The sequence below is a fragment of the Halopseudomonas phragmitis genome (genome assembly GCF_002056295.1).
In the GTDB taxonomy this organism is placed as follows: Bacteria; Pseudomonadota; Gammaproteobacteria; order Pseudomonadales; family Pseudomonadaceae; genus Halopseudomonas; species Halopseudomonas phragmitis.
Genome location: NZ_CP020100.1, coordinates 729,716 through 747,016, shown reverse-complemented (window position 1 = coordinate 747,016; position 17,301 = coordinate 729,716). Strand labels below are relative to the sequence as shown.

24 protein-coding genes are annotated in these 17,301 nt (G+C 57.1%); all 24 read left to right on the top strand.

Annotated elements, in window-relative coordinates; translation table 11 throughout:
- Positions 1 to 35: 35 nt before the first annotated feature.
- The 24 genes from rpoC to rpsE all read left to right on the top strand — a co-directional run bounded on the left by rpoC (position 36) and on the right by rpsE (position 17,295).
- Positions 36 to 4,235, top strand: a complete 4,200-nt coding sequence (gene rpoC, locus BVH74_RS03455) for a DNA-directed RNA polymerase subunit beta' (protein WP_080048727.1) — start codon at positions 36 to 38, stop codon at positions 4,233 to 4,235.
- A gap of 147 nt (positions 4,236 to 4,382) precedes the next feature.
- The gene (gene rpsL / locus BVH74_RS03450; protein WP_080048726.1) at positions 4,383 to 4,754 is read left to right on the top strand and encodes a 30S ribosomal protein S12; all 372 of its coding nucleotides are present in this window, start codon (positions 4,383 to 4,385) and stop codon (positions 4,752 to 4,754) included.
- A gap of 97 nt (positions 4,755 to 4,851) precedes the next feature.
- On the top strand, positions 4,852 to 5,325 hold the full coding sequence (gene rpsG / locus BVH74_RS03445) for a 30S ribosomal protein S7 (RefSeq protein ID WP_080048725.1): 474 nt from the start codon (positions 4,852 to 4,854) through the stop codon (positions 5,323 to 5,325).
- An 18-nt stretch (positions 5,326 to 5,343) separates the two neighbouring features.
- Entirely contained in the window at positions 5,344 to 7,449 is a 2,106-nt protein-coding gene (gene fusA / locus BVH74_RS03440) for an elongation factor G (protein ID WP_080048724.1), read from the top strand.
- A gap of 34 nt (positions 7,450 to 7,483) precedes the next feature.
- Entirely contained in the window at positions 7,484 to 8,677 is a 1,194-nt protein-coding gene (gene tuf / locus BVH74_RS03435; RefSeq protein WP_080048723.1) for an elongation factor Tu, read from the top strand.
- Between the two features lie 156 nt (positions 8,678 to 8,833).
- Positions 8,834 to 9,145, top strand: coding sequence for a 30S ribosomal protein S10 (rpsJ, locus tag BVH74_RS03430; RefSeq protein WP_044501102.1), 312 nt, complete (start codon positions 8,834 to 8,836; stop codon positions 9,143 to 9,145).
- A 93-nt stretch (positions 9,146 to 9,238) separates the two neighbouring features.
- Positions 9,239 to 9,877 (top strand): 50S ribosomal protein L3, encoded by a 639-nt coding sequence (gene rplC / locus BVH74_RS03425; RefSeq protein WP_080048722.1) that lies wholly within the window; start codon positions 9,239 to 9,241, stop codon positions 9,875 to 9,877.
- 12 nt (positions 9,878 to 9,889) lie between these two features.
- Positions 9,890 to 10,492, top strand: a complete 603-nt coding sequence (gene rplD / locus BVH74_RS03420) for a 50S ribosomal protein L4 (protein WP_080048721.1) — start codon at positions 9,890 to 9,892, stop codon at positions 10,490 to 10,492.
- Positions 10,489 to 10,785 (top strand): 50S ribosomal protein L23, encoded by a 297-nt coding sequence (gene rplW, locus BVH74_RS03415; RefSeq protein ID WP_080048720.1) that lies wholly within the window; start codon positions 10,489 to 10,491, stop codon positions 10,783 to 10,785. The genes rplD and rplW overlap by 4 nt, the downstream gene beginning before the upstream one ends.
- An 11-nt stretch (positions 10,786 to 10,796) precedes the next feature.
- Positions 10,797 to 11,621 (top strand): 50S ribosomal protein L2, encoded by an 825-nt coding sequence (gene rplB, locus BVH74_RS03410; protein WP_080048719.1) that lies wholly within the window; start codon positions 10,797 to 10,799, stop codon positions 11,619 to 11,621.
- Between the two features lie 17 nt (positions 11,622 to 11,638).
- A complete protein-coding gene (gene rpsS / locus BVH74_RS03405) occupies positions 11,639 to 11,914 on the top strand; it encodes a 30S ribosomal protein S19 (RefSeq protein ID WP_080048718.1) in 276 nt (91 codons plus the stop codon).
- Positions 11,915 to 11,926: 12 nt separating this feature from the next.
- Positions 11,927 to 12,259 (top strand): 50S ribosomal protein L22, encoded by a 333-nt coding sequence (gene rplV, locus BVH74_RS03400; protein ID WP_080048717.1) that lies wholly within the window; start codon positions 11,927 to 11,929, stop codon positions 12,257 to 12,259.
- Positions 12,260 to 12,270: 11 nt separating this feature from the next.
- Positions 12,271 to 12,951: a 30S ribosomal protein S3 gene (gene rpsC, locus BVH74_RS03395; RefSeq protein ID WP_080048716.1), complete on the top strand. Its 681-nt coding sequence runs from the start codon at positions 12,271 to 12,273 to the stop codon at positions 12,949 to 12,951.
- An 11-nt stretch (positions 12,952 to 12,962) separates the two neighbouring features.
- Entirely contained in the window at positions 12,963 to 13,376 is a 414-nt protein-coding gene (gene rplP, locus BVH74_RS03390) for a 50S ribosomal protein L16 (RefSeq protein ID WP_080048715.1), read from the top strand.
- Positions 13,376 to 13,567, top strand: a complete 192-nt coding sequence (gene rpmC, locus BVH74_RS03385; RefSeq protein ID WP_080048714.1) for a 50S ribosomal protein L29 — start codon at positions 13,376 to 13,378, stop codon at positions 13,565 to 13,567. Before rplP ends, rpmC begins: the two co-directional genes overlap by 1 nt.
- 2 nt (positions 13,568 to 13,569) lie before the next feature.
- Complete coding sequence (rpsQ, locus tag BVH74_RS03380; RefSeq protein ID WP_080048713.1) at positions 13,570 to 13,833, top strand: 30S ribosomal protein S17; 264 nt, start codon at positions 13,570 to 13,572, stop codon at positions 13,831 to 13,833.
- 43 nt (positions 13,834 to 13,876) lie between these two features.
- Positions 13,877 to 14,245 (top strand): 50S ribosomal protein L14, encoded by a 369-nt coding sequence (gene rplN / locus BVH74_RS03375; protein ID WP_080048712.1) that lies wholly within the window; start codon positions 13,877 to 13,879, stop codon positions 14,243 to 14,245.
- An 11-nt stretch (positions 14,246 to 14,256) separates the two neighbouring features.
- Positions 14,257 to 14,571, top strand: a complete 315-nt coding sequence (gene rplX, locus BVH74_RS03370) for a 50S ribosomal protein L24 (RefSeq protein ID WP_080048711.1) — start codon at positions 14,257 to 14,259, stop codon at positions 14,569 to 14,571.
- 17 nt (positions 14,572 to 14,588) lie between these two features.
- Positions 14,589 to 15,128 (top strand): 50S ribosomal protein L5, encoded by a 540-nt coding sequence (gene rplE, locus BVH74_RS03365; RefSeq protein ID WP_080048710.1) that lies wholly within the window; start codon positions 14,589 to 14,591, stop codon positions 15,126 to 15,128.
- Positions 15,129 to 15,138: 10 nt separating this feature from the next.
- Positions 15,139 to 15,444, top strand: coding sequence for a 30S ribosomal protein S14 (gene rpsN / locus BVH74_RS03360; RefSeq protein ID WP_080048709.1), 306 nt, complete (start codon positions 15,139 to 15,141; stop codon positions 15,442 to 15,444).
- Positions 15,445 to 15,483: 39 nt separating this feature from the next.
- Entirely contained in the window at positions 15,484 to 15,876 is a 393-nt protein-coding gene (rpsH, locus tag BVH74_RS03355; protein ID WP_080048708.1) for a 30S ribosomal protein S8, read from the top strand.
- A 12-nt stretch (positions 15,877 to 15,888) separates the two neighbouring features.
- Entirely contained in the window at positions 15,889 to 16,419 is a 531-nt protein-coding gene (gene rplF, locus BVH74_RS03350) for a 50S ribosomal protein L6 (protein ID WP_080048707.1), read from the top strand.
- A 10-nt stretch (positions 16,420 to 16,429) separates the two neighbouring features.
- Complete coding sequence (gene rplR / locus BVH74_RS03345; protein ID WP_080048706.1) at positions 16,430 to 16,780, top strand: 50S ribosomal protein L18; 351 nt, start codon at positions 16,430 to 16,432, stop codon at positions 16,778 to 16,780.
- A gap of 11 nt (positions 16,781 to 16,791) precedes the next feature.
- Positions 16,792 to 17,295: a 30S ribosomal protein S5 gene (gene rpsE, locus BVH74_RS03340; RefSeq protein ID WP_080048705.1), complete on the top strand. Its 504-nt coding sequence runs from the start codon at positions 16,792 to 16,794 to the stop codon at positions 17,293 to 17,295.
- Positions 17,296 to 17,301 lie beyond the last annotated feature (6 nt).

Genomic DNA, 17,301 nt, shown 5'->3' with positions numbered 1-17,301 from the left:
CTGCCGCCCTTGAGACACTGCGAGGAGTATAGGCCTTGAAAGACTTATTGAACCTGCTCAAGTCCCAGGGACAGATTGAAGAGTTCGATTCCATTCGAATCGGCCTGGCTTCACCGGAAATGATCCGGTCCTGGTCCTATGGCGAAGTTAAAAAGCCGGAAACCATCAACTACCGTACCTTCAAGCCGGAGCGTGACGGCCTGTTCTGCGCCAAGATCTTTGGTCCGGTCAAGGATTACGAGTGCCTGTGCGGCAAGTACAAGCGCCTCAAGCACCGTGGCGTGATCTGTGAGAAGTGCGGCGTTGAAGTGGCGCTGGCCAAGGTCCGTCGTGAGCGCATGGGTCACATTGAGCTGGCCTCACCGGTTGCTCACATCTGGTTCCTCAAGTCGCTGCCGTCGCGGATCGGTCTGCTGCTGGACATGACCCTGCGTGATATCGAGCGGGTACTCTATTTCGAGAGCTACGTGGTAATCGAGCCGGGCATGACTACCCTGGAGAAGGGGCAGTTGCTGAACGACGAGCAGTACTTCGAAGCGCTGGAAGAGTTCGGCGACGACTTCGATGCCCGTATGGGTGCCGAGGCGGTATTCGAGCTGCTCAGCGCCATGGACCTGGAACACGAGATCAGCAAGCTGCGTGAAGAGATTCCGCAGACCACCTCGGAAACCAAGATCAAGAAGCTGGCCAAGCGGCTGAAGCTGATGGAAGCCTTCCAGGGTTCCGGCAACAAGCCGGAGTGGATGGTCATGACCGTGCTGCCGGTGTTGCCGCCGGATCTGCGTCCGCTGGTACCGCTGGATGGTGGCCGTTTCGCGACTTCGGATCTGAATGATCTGTACCGCCGGGTGATCAACCGTAACAACCGCCTCAAGCGCCTGCTCGACCTGTCGGCGCCGGATATCATCGTGCGCAACGAAAAGCGCATGCTGCAGGAATCGGTTGATGCGCTGCTGGACAACGGTCGCCGTGGCCGTGCCATCACCGGCACCAACAAGCGCCCGCTGAAGTCACTGGCTGACATGATCAAGGGTAAGCAGGGTCGCTTCCGTCAGAACCTGCTTGGCAAGCGCGTCGACTACTCCGGTCGTTCAGTGATCGTGGTTGGTCCGACCCTGCGTCTGCATCAGTGCGGTCTTCCCAAGAAGATGGCGCTGGAGCTGTTCAAGCCGTTCATCTTCGGCAAGCTGGAGCATCGTGGCCTGGCGACTACCATCAAGGCCGCCAAGAAGATGGTTGAGCGCGAGCTGCCGGAAGTCTGGGATATCCTGGCTGAAGTCATCCGCGAACACCCGGTTCTGCTGAACCGTGCACCGACACTGCACCGTCTGGGTATCCAGGCGTTCGAGCCGGTTCTGATCGAAGGCAAGGCAATCCAGCTGCACCCGCTGGTTTGCGCGGCCTACAACGCCGACTTCGACGGTGACCAGATGGCGGTGCACGTACCTTTGACGCTGGAAGCCCAGCTCGAAGCGCGTGCGCTGATGATGTCGACCAACAACATTCTATCGCCGGCCTCTGGCGAGCCGATCATTGTGCCGTCCCAGGACGTGGTGCTGGGTCTGTACTACATGACCCGTTCGCGGATCAACGCCAAGGGCGAAGGCATGCGCTTTGCCAACGTGCAGGAAGTCGAAATGGCTTACCGCAGCGGTCAGGCCGAGCTGCACGCAATGGTCAAGGTGCGGATCACTGAAACCGTCAAGCACAAGGACGAGAGCTGGACCACCGAGACTCGGGTAGTCGATACCACAGTGGGTCGGGCGCTGTTGTTCCAGATTCTGCCCAAGGGGCTGCCGTTCGAGCTGGCTGACCAGCCGCTGAAGAAAAAGGCGATTTCCAAGCTGATCAACCACTGCTACCGGGTAGTGGGGCTGAAGGAAACCGTCATCTTCGCCGACCAGTTGATGTATACCGGCTTTGCCTATTCGACCATCTCTGGTGCCTCGATCGGGGTCAACGACTTCGTGATTCCGGACGAGAAGGCCCGGATCATTGAAGAAGCCACCGATGAGGTCAAGGAAATCGAAGACCAGTACGCTTCCGGTCTGGTGACCCAGGGTGAGAAGTACAACAAGGTCATCGACTTGTGGTCCAAGGCCAACGATGAAATTTCCAAGGCCATGATGGACAACCTGAAAACCACCAGAGTCATCGACCGTGATGGCAACGAAGTGGATCAGGAGTCGTTCAACTCGATGTACATGATGGCTGACTCCGGTGCCCGGGGTTCGGCTGCCCAGATCCGTCAGTTGGCCGGGATGCGGGGCCTGATGGCCAAGCCGGATGGCTCGATTATCGAGACGCCGATTACCGCCAACTTCCGCGAAGGTCTGAACGTACTGCAGTACTTCATCTCGACCCACGGTGCGCGTAAAGGTCTGGCCGATACTGCCTTGAAGACTGCCAACTCAGGTTACCTGACCCGTCGTCTGGTTGACGTGGCTCAGGATCTGGTCATCACTGAAGTTGACTGCGGTACCGACAACGGCCTGTTAATGTCGCCGCACATTGAAGGTGGCGATATTGTTGAGCCGCTGGGCGAGCGCGTACTTGGTCGCGTGGTGGCGCGTGATGTGTTCAAGCCCGGAACCGAAGATGTGATTGTACCGGCTGGAACGCTGATCGACGAAAAGTGGGTCGAGTTCCTGGAAATGAACAGTGTCGACGAAGTGCTGGTGCGCTCGCCGATCACCTGTGAAACCCGTTATGGTGTGTGCTCGACCTGTTACGGTCGTGATCTTGCGCGCGGCCATCAGATCAACATCGGTGAGGCGGTAGGTGTTATTGCTGCCCAGTCGATTGGGGAGCCTGGTACCCAGCTGACCATGCGTACCTTCCACATCGGGGGGGCGGCCAGCCGGACTTCAGCGGCCGACAGTGTGCAGGTCAAGAACGGCGGCGCCATTCGTCTGCACAACCTCAAGCACGTCGAGCGTGCTGATGGGGCGCTGGTCGCCGTGTCGCGTTCCGGCGAGCTGGCGGTGGCCGACGAGTTCGGCCGTGAGCGTGAGCGCTACAAGCTGCCCTACGGTGCAGTGATCTCGGTCAAGGAAGGCGAGAAGGTTGAGGCCGGCGCCATCGTTGCCAAGTGGGACCCGCACACTCACCCGATTGTCAGCGAAATCTCCGGTACTGTGGCCTTCGTTGGCATGGATGAAGGGATCACCATCAAGCGTACCGCTGATGAGCTGACCGGTCTGACCAACATCGAGGTCATGGATCCGAAGGATCGCCCGGCTGCCGGTAAGGATATTCGTCCGGCGGTTAAGCTGGTCGATGCCAATGGCAAGGAATTGATGATGCCGGGTACCGATGTGCCGGCGCAGTACTTCCTGCCGGCCAACGCACTGGTCAATATGACTGACGGCGCCAAGGTTAGCGTGGGTGACGTGATTGCACGTATCCCGCAGGAAACCTCGAAGACTCGTGACATTACCGGTGGTCTGCCGCGCGTTGCTGACCTGTTCGAAGCCCGGCGGCCGAAAGAGCCGGCGATTTTGGCAGAGATCAGCGGGGCGATTTCGTTCGGTAAGGAAACCAAGGGCAAGCGTCGTCTGGTCATTACCCCGACCGACGGCGGCGAACCTTACGAGGAGCTGATTCCGAAGTGGCGTCACCTGAACGTGTTTGAAGGTGAGCAGGTCACCAAAGGTGAAGTTATCTCCGACGGTCCGAGCAACCCGCACGATATCCTGCGGCTGCTGGGTGTCAGTGCGCTGGCCAAGTACATCGTCAACGAGATTCAGGACGTTTACCGTCTGCAGGGCGTGAAGATCAACGACAAGCACATCGAAGTGACCATCCGTCAGATGCTGCGCAAGGTCGAGATCAGCGAAGCTGGTGACTCCAGCTTGATCAAGGGTGATCAGGTTGAACTGACCCAGGTACTGGAAGAGAACGAGCGCCTGGCAGCCCAGGACAAGTTCCCGGCCAAGTACGAGCGGATTCTGCTGGGTATCACCAAGGCCTCGCTGTCGACCGAGTCGTTCATTTCCGCAGCCTCCTTCCAGGAGACCACGCGGGTACTGACTGAAGCTGCGGTTACCGGCAAGCGCGACAACCTGCGCGGTCTGAAGGAAAACGTGGTGGTGGGCCGTTTGATTCCGGCCGGTACCGGTCTGGCCTATCACGCCGAGCGCAAGCGTCAGCGAATGGCCGACAAGCCGGTCAAGGTCAGCGCCAGTGAAGTCGAGCAGGCACTGTCCGACGCGCTCAACTCAAGCGGAAACTGACAGGGTGGCCCGGCGCCCAGGGGTGCCGGGTACCTTGACGTTCGGGGGCGGGCTCTATAGAATTCCGTACCCCTAAAATTGGCGGGGCACTTCGTCCTGCCATTTTTTATTTAATATGTCCCAGTGACATCAGTGGAGTTTTGCTAGATGGCAACAATCAACCAGCTGGTACGCAAGCCGCGTAAGCGCGTTGCTGAAAAGAGCGACGTGCCGGCGCTGCAGAACTGCCCGCAGCGTCGTGGCGTATGCACCCGTGTGTATACCACTACGCCGAAGAAGCCGAACTCGGCTCTGCGTAAAGTCTGCCGTGTGCGTCTGACCAACGGCTACGAAGTTTCATCCTATATCGGTGGTGAAGGTCACAACCTGCAAGAGCACAGCGTCGTTCTGATTCGCGGCGGCCGTGTAAAAGACTTGCCGGGTGTGCGTTACCACACTGTTCGCGGCTCTCTGGACACCTCGGGTGTCAAAGACCGTAAGCAAGGTCGTTCGAAGTACGGCGCCAAGCGTCCTAAGTAAGTTTAAAAATCATTTACCTGAGTCGATAAGAGTAAGGTCAGGTGTAACGCAAGCGTTACAGTCCTGGGCTAACCTGAAGACCGTTTGAGGGCTTATCATGCCAAGACGTCGTGTAGCGGCAAAACGTGAGATCCTGCCAGAGCCGAAATACGGCAGCCAGATTCTTGCCAAGTTCATGAACCATGTAATGGAAAGCGGCAAGAAGTCGGTCGCCGAGCGCATCGTTTACGGTGCTCTGGACAAAGTTAAAGAGCGTACCAAGGCCGAGGATCCGGTCGAGCTGTTCGAGAAAGCTCTCGACGCCATTGCTCCGCTCGTAGAAGTTAAATCCCGTCGTGTTGGCGGTGCCACCTATCAGGTTCCGGTTGAAGTGCGTCCCGCTCGTCGCAACGCTCTGGCGATGCGCTGGCTGGTAGATGCTGCCCGTAAGCGTGGTGAGAAGTCGATGGACCTGCGCCTGGCCGGTGAGCTGCTTGATGCGGCTGAAGGTAAGGGTGCTGCGGTTAAGAAGCGTGAAGACGTGCACCGCATGGCTGAAGCCAACAAGGCCTTCTCGCACTACCGCTTCTAAGAGCCTCAGGAGACTACCATGGCTCGTTCTACCCCGATCAATCTGTACCGCAATATCGGTATCTGTGCGCATGTGGATGCTGGGAAAACCACCACCACTGAGCGGGTGCTGTTTTATACCGGTATCAATCACAAGCTGGGTGAGGTGCATGACGGCGCTGCCACTACTGACTGGATGGTGCAGGAGCAGGAGCGTGGTATCACCATTACCTCTGCTGCTGTAACGACCTTCTGGCAGGGTGCGCGTGGTCAGTTTCCGAACAAGTACCGTGTCAATATCATCGACACTCCCGGCCACGTTGACTTCACTATTGAAGTAGAGCGTTCGTTGCGTGTACTGGACGGTGCTGTGGTGGTGTTTTGTGGTACTTCCGGCGTTGAGCCGCAGTCCGAGACCGTATGGCGTCAGGCCAACAAATACGGCGTGCCGCGCATTGTCTACGTCAACAAAATGGATCGTCAGGGCGCCAATTTCTTGCGTGTGGTTGAGCAGATCAAGAAGCGCCTGGGGCATACCCCGGTTCCGGTTCAGCTGGCTATCGGTTCTGAAGAGAACTTCGAAGGTCAGGTCGATCTGATCAAGATGAAGGCGATCTACTGGAACGACGAAGACAAGGGTATGACCTATCGCGAGGAAGATATTCCTGCGGAGCTTCAGGGTCTGGCCGAAGAGTGGCGCTCGAACATGGTCGAGGCGGCAGCCGAGGCCAATGAAGAGCTGATGAACAAGTACCTCGAAGGTATTGAGCTGACTGAGGACGAGATCAAGGCTGGTTTGCGTCAGCGTACTCTGGCTTGTGAAATCGTTCCGGCGGTGTGCGGCTCCTCGTTTAAGAACAAGGGTGTTCCTCTTGTTTTGGATGCGGTTGTCGACTTCCTGCCGGCGCCTGATGAGGTTGAAGCCATCAAGGGCGTGCATCCGGATGACGAGGAGAAGCACGACTCACGCAGCTCCAGTGATGACGAGCCCTTCGCTGCGCTGGCGTTCAAGATTGCGACCGACCCCTTCGTCGGGACTCTGACTTTTGTGCGGGTGTATTCGGGCGTGCTGTCTTCCGGTGACTCGGTTGTCAACTCGGTCAAGGGTAAGAAAGAGCGCGTCGGCCGTATGGTTCAGATGCATGCCAACCAGCGTGAAGAGATCAAGGAAGTGCGTGCGGGCGACATTGCGGCGCTGATCGGTATGAAGGATGTCACTACTGGTGACACTCTGTGTGATGCCGATAAGCCGATTGTGCTCGAGCGCATGGATTTCCCTGAGCCGGTAATTCACGTTGCGGTTGAGCCCAAGACCAAGGCCGATCAGGAAAAGATGGGTATCGCTCTGGGCAAATTGGCCCAGGAAGATCCGTCGTTCCGGGTTAAGACTGACGAAGAGTCCGGTCAGACTATCATTGGCGGCATGGGTGAGCTGCACCTGGACATCATCGTTGATCGCATGAAGCGTGAATTCAACGTTGAAGCCAATATCGGCAAGCCGCAGGTGGCCTACCGTGAGGCGATTCGCAATACTTGCGAGATTGAAGGCAAGTTTGTGCGTCAGTCTGGTGGTCGTGGTCAGTTTGGTCATGTGTGGATCCGCTTCGAGCCGGCTGAAGACGGTGTCGAGGGTCTGGTATTCGCCAACGAGGTTGTCGGTGGTGTGGTTCCCAAGGAATACATCCCGGCAGTACAGAAGGGTGTCGAGGAGCAGATGAAAAACGGTGTTCTCGCCGGCTGCCCGCTGATTTCCCTGAAGGCAACCATCTTTGATGGTTCCTATCATGATGTCGACTCCAACGAAATGGCGTTCAAGATCGCCGCTTCGATGGCTACCAAGCAGTTGGCCCAGAAGGGTGGTGCTGTATTGTTGGAGCCGATCATGAAGGTCGAAGTGGTTACCCCTGAAGATTACATGGGTGACGTAATGGGCGACCTGAACCGTCGTCGCGGTTTGATCCAGGGTATGGAAGATTCCGTCTCCGGTAAGGTGATCCGCGCTGAGGTTCCGCTTGGTGAGATGTTCGGTTATGCCACGGACGTGCGCTCCATGTCCCAAGGCCGTGCTAGCTACTCTATGGAATTTGCCAAGTACGCCGAGGCTCCGGCCAACATCGCAGAAGCAATCATCAAGAAACAAGGCTAACTTGAACCTAAGCTAATTTAAGAGGTTATCAACCGTGGCTAAAGAAAAGTTTGAACGTAGTAAACCGCACCTGAACGTGGGCACCATCGGTCACGTTGACCATGGCAAGACCACTCTGACCGCTGCGCTGACCAAGGTCTGTGCTGAAACTTACGGCGGTTCCGCTCGCGCTTTCGATCAGATCGACAACGCGCCGGAAGAAAAGGCTCGCGGTATCACCATCAACACTTCGCACGTAGAGTACGATTCTCCGACTCGTCACTACGCGCACGTTGACTGCCCTGGCCACGCCGACTACGTCAAGAACATGATCACTGGTGCTGCCCAGATGGACGGCGCGATCCTGGTTTGCTCGGCTGCTGACGGCCCGATGCCGCAGACTCGTGAGCACATCCTGCTGTCTCGTCAGGTTGGCGTACCTTACATCGTCGTGTTCCTGAACAAGGCTGACATGGTTGATGACGAGGAGCTGCTGGAGCTGGTCGAGATGGAAGTTCGCGATCTGCTGAGCACCTACGACTTCCCAGGCGACGACACTCCGATCGTTGTTGGTTCGGCGCTGATGGCGCTGGAAGGCAAAGACGACAATGGTATCGGTGTATCGGCCGTACAGAAGCTGGTTGAGACTCTGGACAGCTACATTCCTGAGCCTGAGCGTGCTATCGACAAGCCGTTCCTGATGCCGATCGAAGACGTATTCTCGATCTCTGGTCGCGGTACCGTTGTGACTGGTCGTGTTGAGCGCGGTATCGTTCGCGTTCAGGAAGAAGTCGAAATCGTTGGTATCAAAGCTACCACCAAGACCACCTGTACTGGTGTTGAAATGTTCCGCAAGCTGCTCGACGAAGGTCGTGCTGGTGAGAACGTTGGTGTTCTGCTGCGTGGTACCAAGCGTGAAGACGTTGAGCGTGGTCAGGTTCTGGCCAAGCCGGGCACCATCACCCCGCACACCAAGTTCGAAGCCGAAGTCTACGTACTGGGCAAAGACGAAGGTGGTCGCCACACTCCGTTCTTCAAGGGCTATCGTCCGCAGTTCTACTTCCGTACTACTGACGTGACTGGTTCTTGCGAGCTGCCGGAAGGCGTAGAGATGGTGATGCCGGGCGACAACGTCAAGCTGGTTGTTACCCTGATCGCTCCGATCGCCATGGAAGACGGCCTGCGCTTCGCGATTCGCGAAGGTGGTCGTACCGTTGGCGCCGGCGTGGTTGCCAAGATCATCGAGTAATGATCTGAAGCGTCAGCAAAAGCCCCCGTTCTTCGGGGGCTTTTGTATTTGAGTTGACAGTGGGTGGTTGCATCAGTAGAATTGCGCCTCCCTTGGATGGGCCTGCCCGTTGTGCGGGTGTGCTCAGAAGAACCGTTACTTGGAGTTTCTGGTCAAATGCAGAACCAACAAATCCGTATTCGGTTGAAGGCTTTTGACCATCGCCTGATTGATCAATCTACCCAGGAAATCGTGGATACCGCGAAGCGTACTGGGGCTCAGGTGCGTGGTCCGATTCCTTTGCCGACTCGCAAAGAGCGTTTTACCGTATTGATTTCTCCGCACGTCAATAAAGATGCGCGGGATCAATATGAAATCCGTACCCACAAGCGGGTGCTGGATATCGTTCAGCCCACCGACAAAACTGTTGATGCGCTGATGAAGCTGGACCTGGCAGCAGGTGTAGAGGTCCAGATCAGCCTCGGCTGAAGCCCCACACGACGGGGGCTATCAGTCGTGTAACGCCCTGAAATGGGCGGCCATAGCGGGTAAATAGCCCCGTGCACTCATGAGGTTTACAACATGACTATTGGTGTAGTCGGCCGGAAATGCGGTATGACCCGCGTTTTCACTGAAGATGGTGTTTCCATTCCGGTTACGGTGATTGAAGTAGAGCCGAACCGTGTCACTCAGGTTAAGTCCCAGGATACCGACGGCTATCAGGCCGTGCAGGTGACCGTTGGTGAGCGTCGCGCTACTCGCGTGACCAAGCCGATGGCAGGGCATTTTGCCAAGGCCAATACTGCGGCAGGTCGCCGCGTATGCGAATTCCGCCTGGAAGCAGGTCAGGAGTTTGAAGCCGGCGCAGAAATTACCGTTAGCATTTTTGAAGCGGGCCAGAAAGTAGACGTTACCGGGCAATCCAAGGGTAAGGGCTTCGCCGGTACCATCAAGCGCTGGAACTTCCGCGGTCAGGATGCTACCCACGGTAACTCCGTTTCCCACCGTGTACCGGGTTCGATTGGCCAGTGCCAAACTCCGGGTCGCGTCTTCAAGGGCAAAAAAATGTCTGGTCACATGGGTGCTGAGCAAGTGACCGTGCAGACCCTGGAAGTCGTGCGCGTTGACGCCGAACGTAACCTGCTGCTCATCAAGGGCGCGGTACCTGGTGCTACCGGTAGCGACGTTGTTGTTCGCCCGGCAGTCAAGGCCAAGGGTTAAGGGGGAGTTACCATGAATTTGAATGTAGCTGGCGCAAGTGCGATCGACGTTTCCGATCTGACCTTTGCCGCCGAGTTTAACGAAACCCTGGTTCACCAGGCAGTCGTCGCCTACATGGCTGGCGGCCGTCAGGGCACCAAGCAGCAGAAGACCCGTTCCGACGTTTCTGGCGGTGGCAAAAAGCCCTGGCGCCAGAAAGGCACTGGTCGCGCCCGTGCCGGTACCATCCGCAGCCCGATCTGGCGTGGGGGCGGTACCACTTTCGCCGCGCGTCCGCGTGACTTCGAACAGAAGTTGAACCGCAAGATGTACCGCGGTGCTCTGCGTTCGATCCTGTCCGAGCTGGTCCGTCAGGAGCGTCTGGTTGTGGTTGAGAGCTTTGCTGTCGACGCACCCAAGACCAAAGGCCTGATCGGCAAGCTGAAGGATCTGAACCTGGACAACGTGCTGATCGTGACCGACAGCGTTGACGAAAACCTGTACCTGGCAGCGCGCAACCTGCCGCACGTCGATGTACGTGATGTACAGGGTTCGGACCCGGTCAGCCTGATCGCCTACGACAAGGTGCTGATTACCGTGCCTGCCGTCAAGAAGTTCGAGGAGATGCTGGGATGAACCAGGAGCGCATTTTCAAAGTACTGCTGGGCCCGCATGTGTCTGAAAAGGCGACTGTGCTGGCTGACAGCAAGAACCAGTTTGTGTTCAAGGTGGACACCACTGCCACCAAGCTGGAAATCAAGAAGGCCGTTGAGCAGCTGTTCAACGTCAAGGTCAAGAGCGTCTCGACCCTGAACGTCAAGGGCAAGACCAAGCGTACCATGCGCGGCCTGGGCAAGCGTAATGACTGGAAGAAGGCCTATATCAGCCTGGAAGCCGGTCAAGACATCGACTTCGCCAGCGCTGAATAAGGGGATACATCATGGCTATCGTTAAATGTAAACCTACTTCCGCTGGCCGCCGCTTCGTCGTCAAGGTCGTCAACTCTGACCTGCACAAGGGCGCGCCTTATGCTCCTCTGGTCGAGAAGCAAGGCAAGTCTGGTGGTCGTAACAACAATGGTCGCATCACCACGCGTCACCGCGGGGGCGGCCACAAGCAGCACTATCGTCTGGTCGATTTTCGTCGCAACAAGGATGGCATTCCGGCCGTCGTTGAGCGTATCGAATACGATCCGAACCGTACCGCTCATATTGCTCTGCTGAAATATGCCGATGGCGAGCGTCGTTACATCATCGCGCCCAAGGGCGTGAGTGCTGGTGATCAGGTGATCTCCGGTGCCGATGCACCGATCAAGCCGGGTAACACTCTGCCGCTGCGCAACATTCCGGTCGGTAGCACCATTCACGCGATCGAACTGAAGCCTGGCAAGGGTGCTCAGGTTGCTCGCAGCGCCGGTGCCTCCGTTCAGCTGGTTGCTCGTGAAGGTGCCTATGTCACCGTGCGTCTGCGCTCTGGCGAGATGCGCAAGGTACTGGGCGAGTGCCGCGCCACCCTGGGCGAAGTGTCCAACGGTGAGCACAGCCTGCGCTCTCTCGGCAAGGCTGGCGCCAAACGCTGGCGTGGTATCCGTCCGACCGTTCGTGGTGTTGCCATGAACCCGGTTGATCACCCGCATGGTGGTGGTGAAGGGCGTACTTCTGGTGGTCGTCATCCGGTGTCGCCGTGGGGCTTCCCGACCAAGGGTGCCAAGACTCGGTCCAACAAGCGCACTGACAAGATGATTGTCCGTCGTCGCAGCAAGTAATTAGAGGGGATACGACAGTGCCGCGTTCTCTGAAGAAAGGTCCTTTTATCGATCTTCACCTGTTGAAGAAGATCGAAGTGGCAGTTGAAAAGAATGAGCGTAAGCCGATCAAGACCTGGTCGCGCCGTTCGATGATTCTGCCGCAGATGGTTGGTCTGACCATCGCCGTACATAACGGTCGTCAGCATGTACCGGTCATCGTTACCGAAGACATGGTCGGCCACAAGTTGGGCGAATTCTCTGCTACGCGTACCTATCGTGGTCACGCGGCAGACAAGAAAGCCAAGCGCTAAGGGGTTAGGAAGATGGAAGTAGCCGCTACTCTCAAGGGCGCCCGACTCTCTGCCCAGAAAGCTCGCTTGGTCGCCGACCAGATCCGCGGGAAAAAGGTGGATGAGGCCCTGAACCTGCTGAGCTTCAGCAACAAGAAGGCCGCTGATGTCATCAAGAAAGTGCTGGAGTCGGCAATTGCCAACGCCGAGCACAATGATGGCGCAGACGTGGATGACCTGAAGGTCTCCACCGTGTTTGTCAATGAAGGTCGCTCCCTGAAGCGCATCATGCCGCGTGCCAAAGGCCGTGCTGATCGCATCGTAAAGCGGTCTTGCCATATCACGGTCAAGGTTGCTGACAAGTAGGAGTCGATCACATGGGTCAGAAAGTACATCCGGTAGGCATTCGCCTCGGTATCGTTAAAGAACACACTTCGGTGTGGTACGCAGATGGTCGCAACTATGCCGACTATCTGAACACCGACCTGAAAGTACGTGCGTACATTCAGGACAAACTGAAAAGCGCTTCGGTCAGCCGCGTGGATATCCAGCGTCCGGCCCAAACTGCCCGTATCACCATTCACACCGCTCGTCCGGGCATCGTGATTGGCAAGAAGGGTGAGGACGTCGAGAAGCTGCGTCAGGAACTGACTCAGCAGATGGGCGTGCCGGTGCACATCAACATCGAAGAGATCCGCAAGCCGGAACTCGACGGTGCCCTGGTGGCCCAGAGCGTTGCTCAGCAGCTGGAGCGTCGCGTGATGTTCCGTCGCGCCATGAAGCGTGCGGTTCAGAACGCCATGCGTATCGGTGCCAAGGGTATCAAGATTCAGGTCAGCGGCCGTTTGGGCGGCGCCGAAATCGCCCGCACCGAATGGTACCGCGAAGGTCGTGTGCCGCTGCACACCCTGCGCGCCGACATTGATTACGCGACAGCTGAAGCCCACACCACTTACGGTGTGATTGGCGTCAAGGTTTGGATCTTCAAGGGCGAGATCATTGGTGGTCAGCCGGAAGAAACCAAAGCTGCCGCTCCCAAGAAAAAAGCTGCTAAGTAAGGGGTACGCACATGTTGCAACCGAAGCGTACGAAGTTCCGCAAGCAAATGACCGGTCACAACCGTGGCCTGGCGCATCGCGGTAGTAAGGTGAGCTTTGGCGAGTTCGCCCTCAAGTCCGTCAGCCGTGGTCGTCTGACTGCTCGTCAGATCGAGGCGGCCCGTCGTGCCTTGACCCGTCACGTCAAGCGTGGTGGCAAGATCTGGATCCGGGTATTCCCCGACAAGCCGATCTCCAAGAAGCCGCTGGAAGTGCGGATGGGTAAAGGTAAAGGTAACGTCGAGTACTGGGTAGCCCAGATTCAGCCGGGCAAAGTCCTGTACGAGATTGAAGGTGTTTCCGAAGAGCTGGCGCGCGAGGCATTTGCCCTGGCCGCAGCCAAGCTGCCTCTCGCTACCACCTTTGTTAAGCGGACGGTGATGTGATGAAAGCGACAGAACTTCGTGAAAAATCAGCCGAGCAGCTCAACGAGCAGCTGCTCACCCTGCTGCGTGACCAGTTCAATCTGCGCATGCAGAAGGCTACCGGTCAACTGGGTCAGAGCCACCTGCTCAAGCAGGTCAAGCGTGATATCGCCCGTGTGAAGACCGTGCTCAATCAGAAAGGTGGTAACTGATCATGGCCGAGAACAAAACAGTACGTACCGTTACTGGCCGTGTGGTCAGCGACAAGATGGACAAGACCGTCACTGTGCTCGTTGAGCGTCAGGTAAAGCATCCCCTTTACGGCAAGTACGTAAAGCGCTCTACCAAGCTGCATGCGCACGACGAAAACAACGAATGCCGCATCGGCGACCTGGTCACCATCCGGGAAACCCGCCCCTTGGCTAAAACCAAGAGCTGGACCCTGGTGCAGGTTGACGAGCGCGCGGCGCAGGTATAAGCCCCGCGCGGTATAGCGGATTATTTAAGGGTCGGAGAAAGTTATGATTCAGACTCAATCCATGCTGGATGTGGCTGACAACAGTGGTGCACGTCGAGTGATGTGTATCAAGGTTCTGGGCGGTTCTCACCGCCGCTACGCCGGCATTGGCGACATCATCAAAGTTACCGTCAAGGAAGCGATTCCGCGCGGTAAGGTAAAGAAAGGCCAGGTGCTCAACGCGGTCATCGTGCGTACCCGTCACGGCGTACGCCGTACTGACGGTTCGCTGATCCGTTTCGATGGCAACGCTGCCGTTCTGCTCAACAACAAGAATGAGCCGATCGGTACCCGCATCTTTGGGCCAGTGACGCGTGAACTTCGTAACGAGAAGTTCATGAAGATCGTTTCCCTCGCGCCCGAAGTGCTGTAAGGAGCCCGGTCATGCAAAAGATCAAACGTGACGACGACGTAATCGTCATCGCCGGCAAAGACAAAGGCAAGCGTGGCAAGGTCCTCAAGGTCCTGGCTGATGCCCGCCTGTTGATCGCTGGCGTCAACATTGTCAAGCGCCACACCAAGCCTAATCCGATGGCTGGTCGTCAGGGCGGCATTGTTGAAAAGGAGGCGCCTATCCACGTCTCCAACGTGGCTATCTTCAACCCTGAGACCAGCAAGGCCGATCGTGTCGGCTTCAAGGTCGAAGACGGTAAGAAGGTTCGTATTTTCAAGTCGACCCAAAAAGCGGTCGACGCTTGAGAATCTAGGTGCTTACCATGGCAAGATTGAAAGAGCATTACCGCACTAACCTCGTTCCCAAGCTGAAAGAAGAGCTCGGCCTGAAGAACGTGATGGAAGTGCCGAAGATCACCAAGATCACCCTGAACATGGGTCTTGGTGAGGCCGTCGGTGACAAGAAAGTCATCGAGAACGCACTGGCCGATCTGGAAAAGATCACCGGTCGCAAGGGCATCGTGACCTATTCGCGCAAGTCGATCGCGGGTTTCAAGATCCGTGATGGCTGGCCGATCGGCGTCAAGGTGACCCTGCGTCGTGAGCAGATGTACGAATTTCTCGACCGTCTGCTGTCGATTTCGCTGCCGCGTGTACGTGACTTCCGTGGTCTGAACGCCAAGTCGTTCGACGGTCGCGGTAACTACAGCATGGGCGTCAAGGAACAGATCATTTTCCCGGAAATCGATTACGACAAGATCGATGCCCTGCGTGGTCTGGACATTACCCTGACCACCACCGCGCGGACCGACGATGAAGGTCGTGCGCTGCTGCGTGCGTTCAGCTTCCCGTTCCGCAACTAGGAGTCAGGTCATGGCCAAAATCAGCATGAAAAACCGCGAGGCCAAGCGCGCTCGTCTGGTTGCTAAGTACGCCAAGAAGCGTGCTGAGCTCAAGGCTACCATCGGTAATGTCAACGCCTCTGCCGAAGAGCGTTGGAATGCCCAGGTAGCCCTGCAAAAATTGCCGCGCGATGCCAGCCCGGTCCGTCAGCGTAACCGCTGCCGTATCACTGGTCGTCCGCACGGTGTATATCGCAAGTTCGGTCTGAGCCGCATCAAGCTGCGTGAAGCAGCCATGCGCGGTGATGTTCCCGGTCTGGTCAAGGCCAGCTGGTAATCCAGACCTTTATTACTCAGTTTCAGGAGCAGAAAGCCCATGAGTATGCAGGACCCGTTGGCAGATATGCTGACCCGTATCCGTAATGCCCAGATGGCTGAAAAGTCCAGTGTCAGCATGCCTTCGGCAAAGCTGAAGGTGGCTGTCGCCAAAGTACTTAAAGAAGAAGGCTATGTTGCCGGTTATGAAGTTTCAGGTGATGCCAAGCCTGTGCTCTCGATCGAGCTCAAGTACTTCGAGGGCAAGCCGGTAATTGAAGAGCTGAAGCGTGTGAGCCGTCCCGGCCTGCGCCAGTACAAAGCCGTTGACCAGCTGCCGAAGGTCAGGGGTGGACTGGGTGTCTCGATCGTCTCCACCAACAAGGGTGTAATGACTGATCGCGCTGCTCGCGCTGCCGGTATCGGCGGCGAAGTACTCTGCACCGTATTCTGATAGGGGGTTACGATGTCTCGCGTCGCTAAGAACCCTGTCAAATTGCCGCAGGGTGTAGAAATCAAGGTCAACGGCCAGGAGCTGTCAGTCAAGGGCGCCAAAGGTACCCTGCAGCTGAATCTGCACTCCACCGTTGAAGTCGTTCAGGAAGATGGTGAGTTGCGCGTAGCTGCTCGTCCGGGTAGCCCGAACATGGCCATGGCCGGTACCACCCGCGCCCTGGTCAACAACATGGTTATCGGCGTCAGCCAGGGCTTTGAGCGCAAGCTGCAGCTGGTCGGTGTAGGTTACAAGGCTCAGGCCAAAGGGCAGGTTCTGTCTCTGGCTCTGGGTTACTCGCACCCGATCGACTATCAGTTGCCCGAGGGTGTTTCCGTTGAAACCCCGAGCCAGACTGACATCATCATCAAAGGCATCGACAAGCAACTGGTCGGTCAAGTAGCCGCGGAAATTCGTGATTTCCGTCGTCCTGAGCCTTATAAGGGCAAGGGTGTACGCTACGCCGATGAGGTCGTGCGTCGTAAAGAAGCCAAGAAGAAGTAGGGCATAGCAAATGAGCGATAAAAAAGTTATTCGTCTCCGTCGCGCTCGCCGTTCGCGTCTGAAAATGCGTGAGCTGGAAGCCGTACGTCTGTGCGTGCACCGCTCTTCGCAGCACATTTACGCACAGGTGATCGCTGCCGATGGTTCCAAGGTTCTGGCCAGTGCCTCCACCCTGGACGCCAGCCTGCGTGGTGGCAACACCGGCAACATCGAAGCCGCCAAGAAGGTTGGTCAACTGGTCGCCGAGCGCGCCAAAGCTGCCGGCGTTACTCAGGTCGCTTTCGACCGTTCCGGCTTCAAGTATCATGGCCGCGTCAAGGCGTTGGCCGACGCTGCTCGTGAAGGCGGGCTGGAATTCTAAGGGTAAAAGCTATGGCTAATTTCGACCAAAAGCGCGACGAAGGTTACATTGAGAAGCTGGTTCAGGTTAACCGCGTTGCCAAAGTAGTAAAAGGTGGCCGTATCTTCGCCTTCACCGCACTGACTGTGGTAGGTGATGGCAAGGGCCGTGTTGGCTTCGGTCGTGGCAAGGCGCGTGAAGTGCCTGCCGCTATCCAGAAAGCCATGGAAGCCGCTCGTCGCAACATGATTCAGGTGGACCTGAACGGGACCACTCTGCAGTACCCGGTCAAAGCTGCTCATGGCGCCTCCAAGGTGTTCATGCAGCCGGCCTCCGAAGGTACTGGTGTCATCGCTGGTGGCGCAATGCGTGCCGTGCTGGAAGCTGCGGGCGTGCATAACGTTCTGGCCAAGTGCTACGGTTCCACCAACCCGGTTAACGTCGTTCAGGCTACCTACAAGGGTCTGAAGTCGATGCAGTCTCCCGAGTCTGTAGCGGCCAAACGCGGCAAGACCGTCGAAGACATCGCGGGGTAAGCTCAG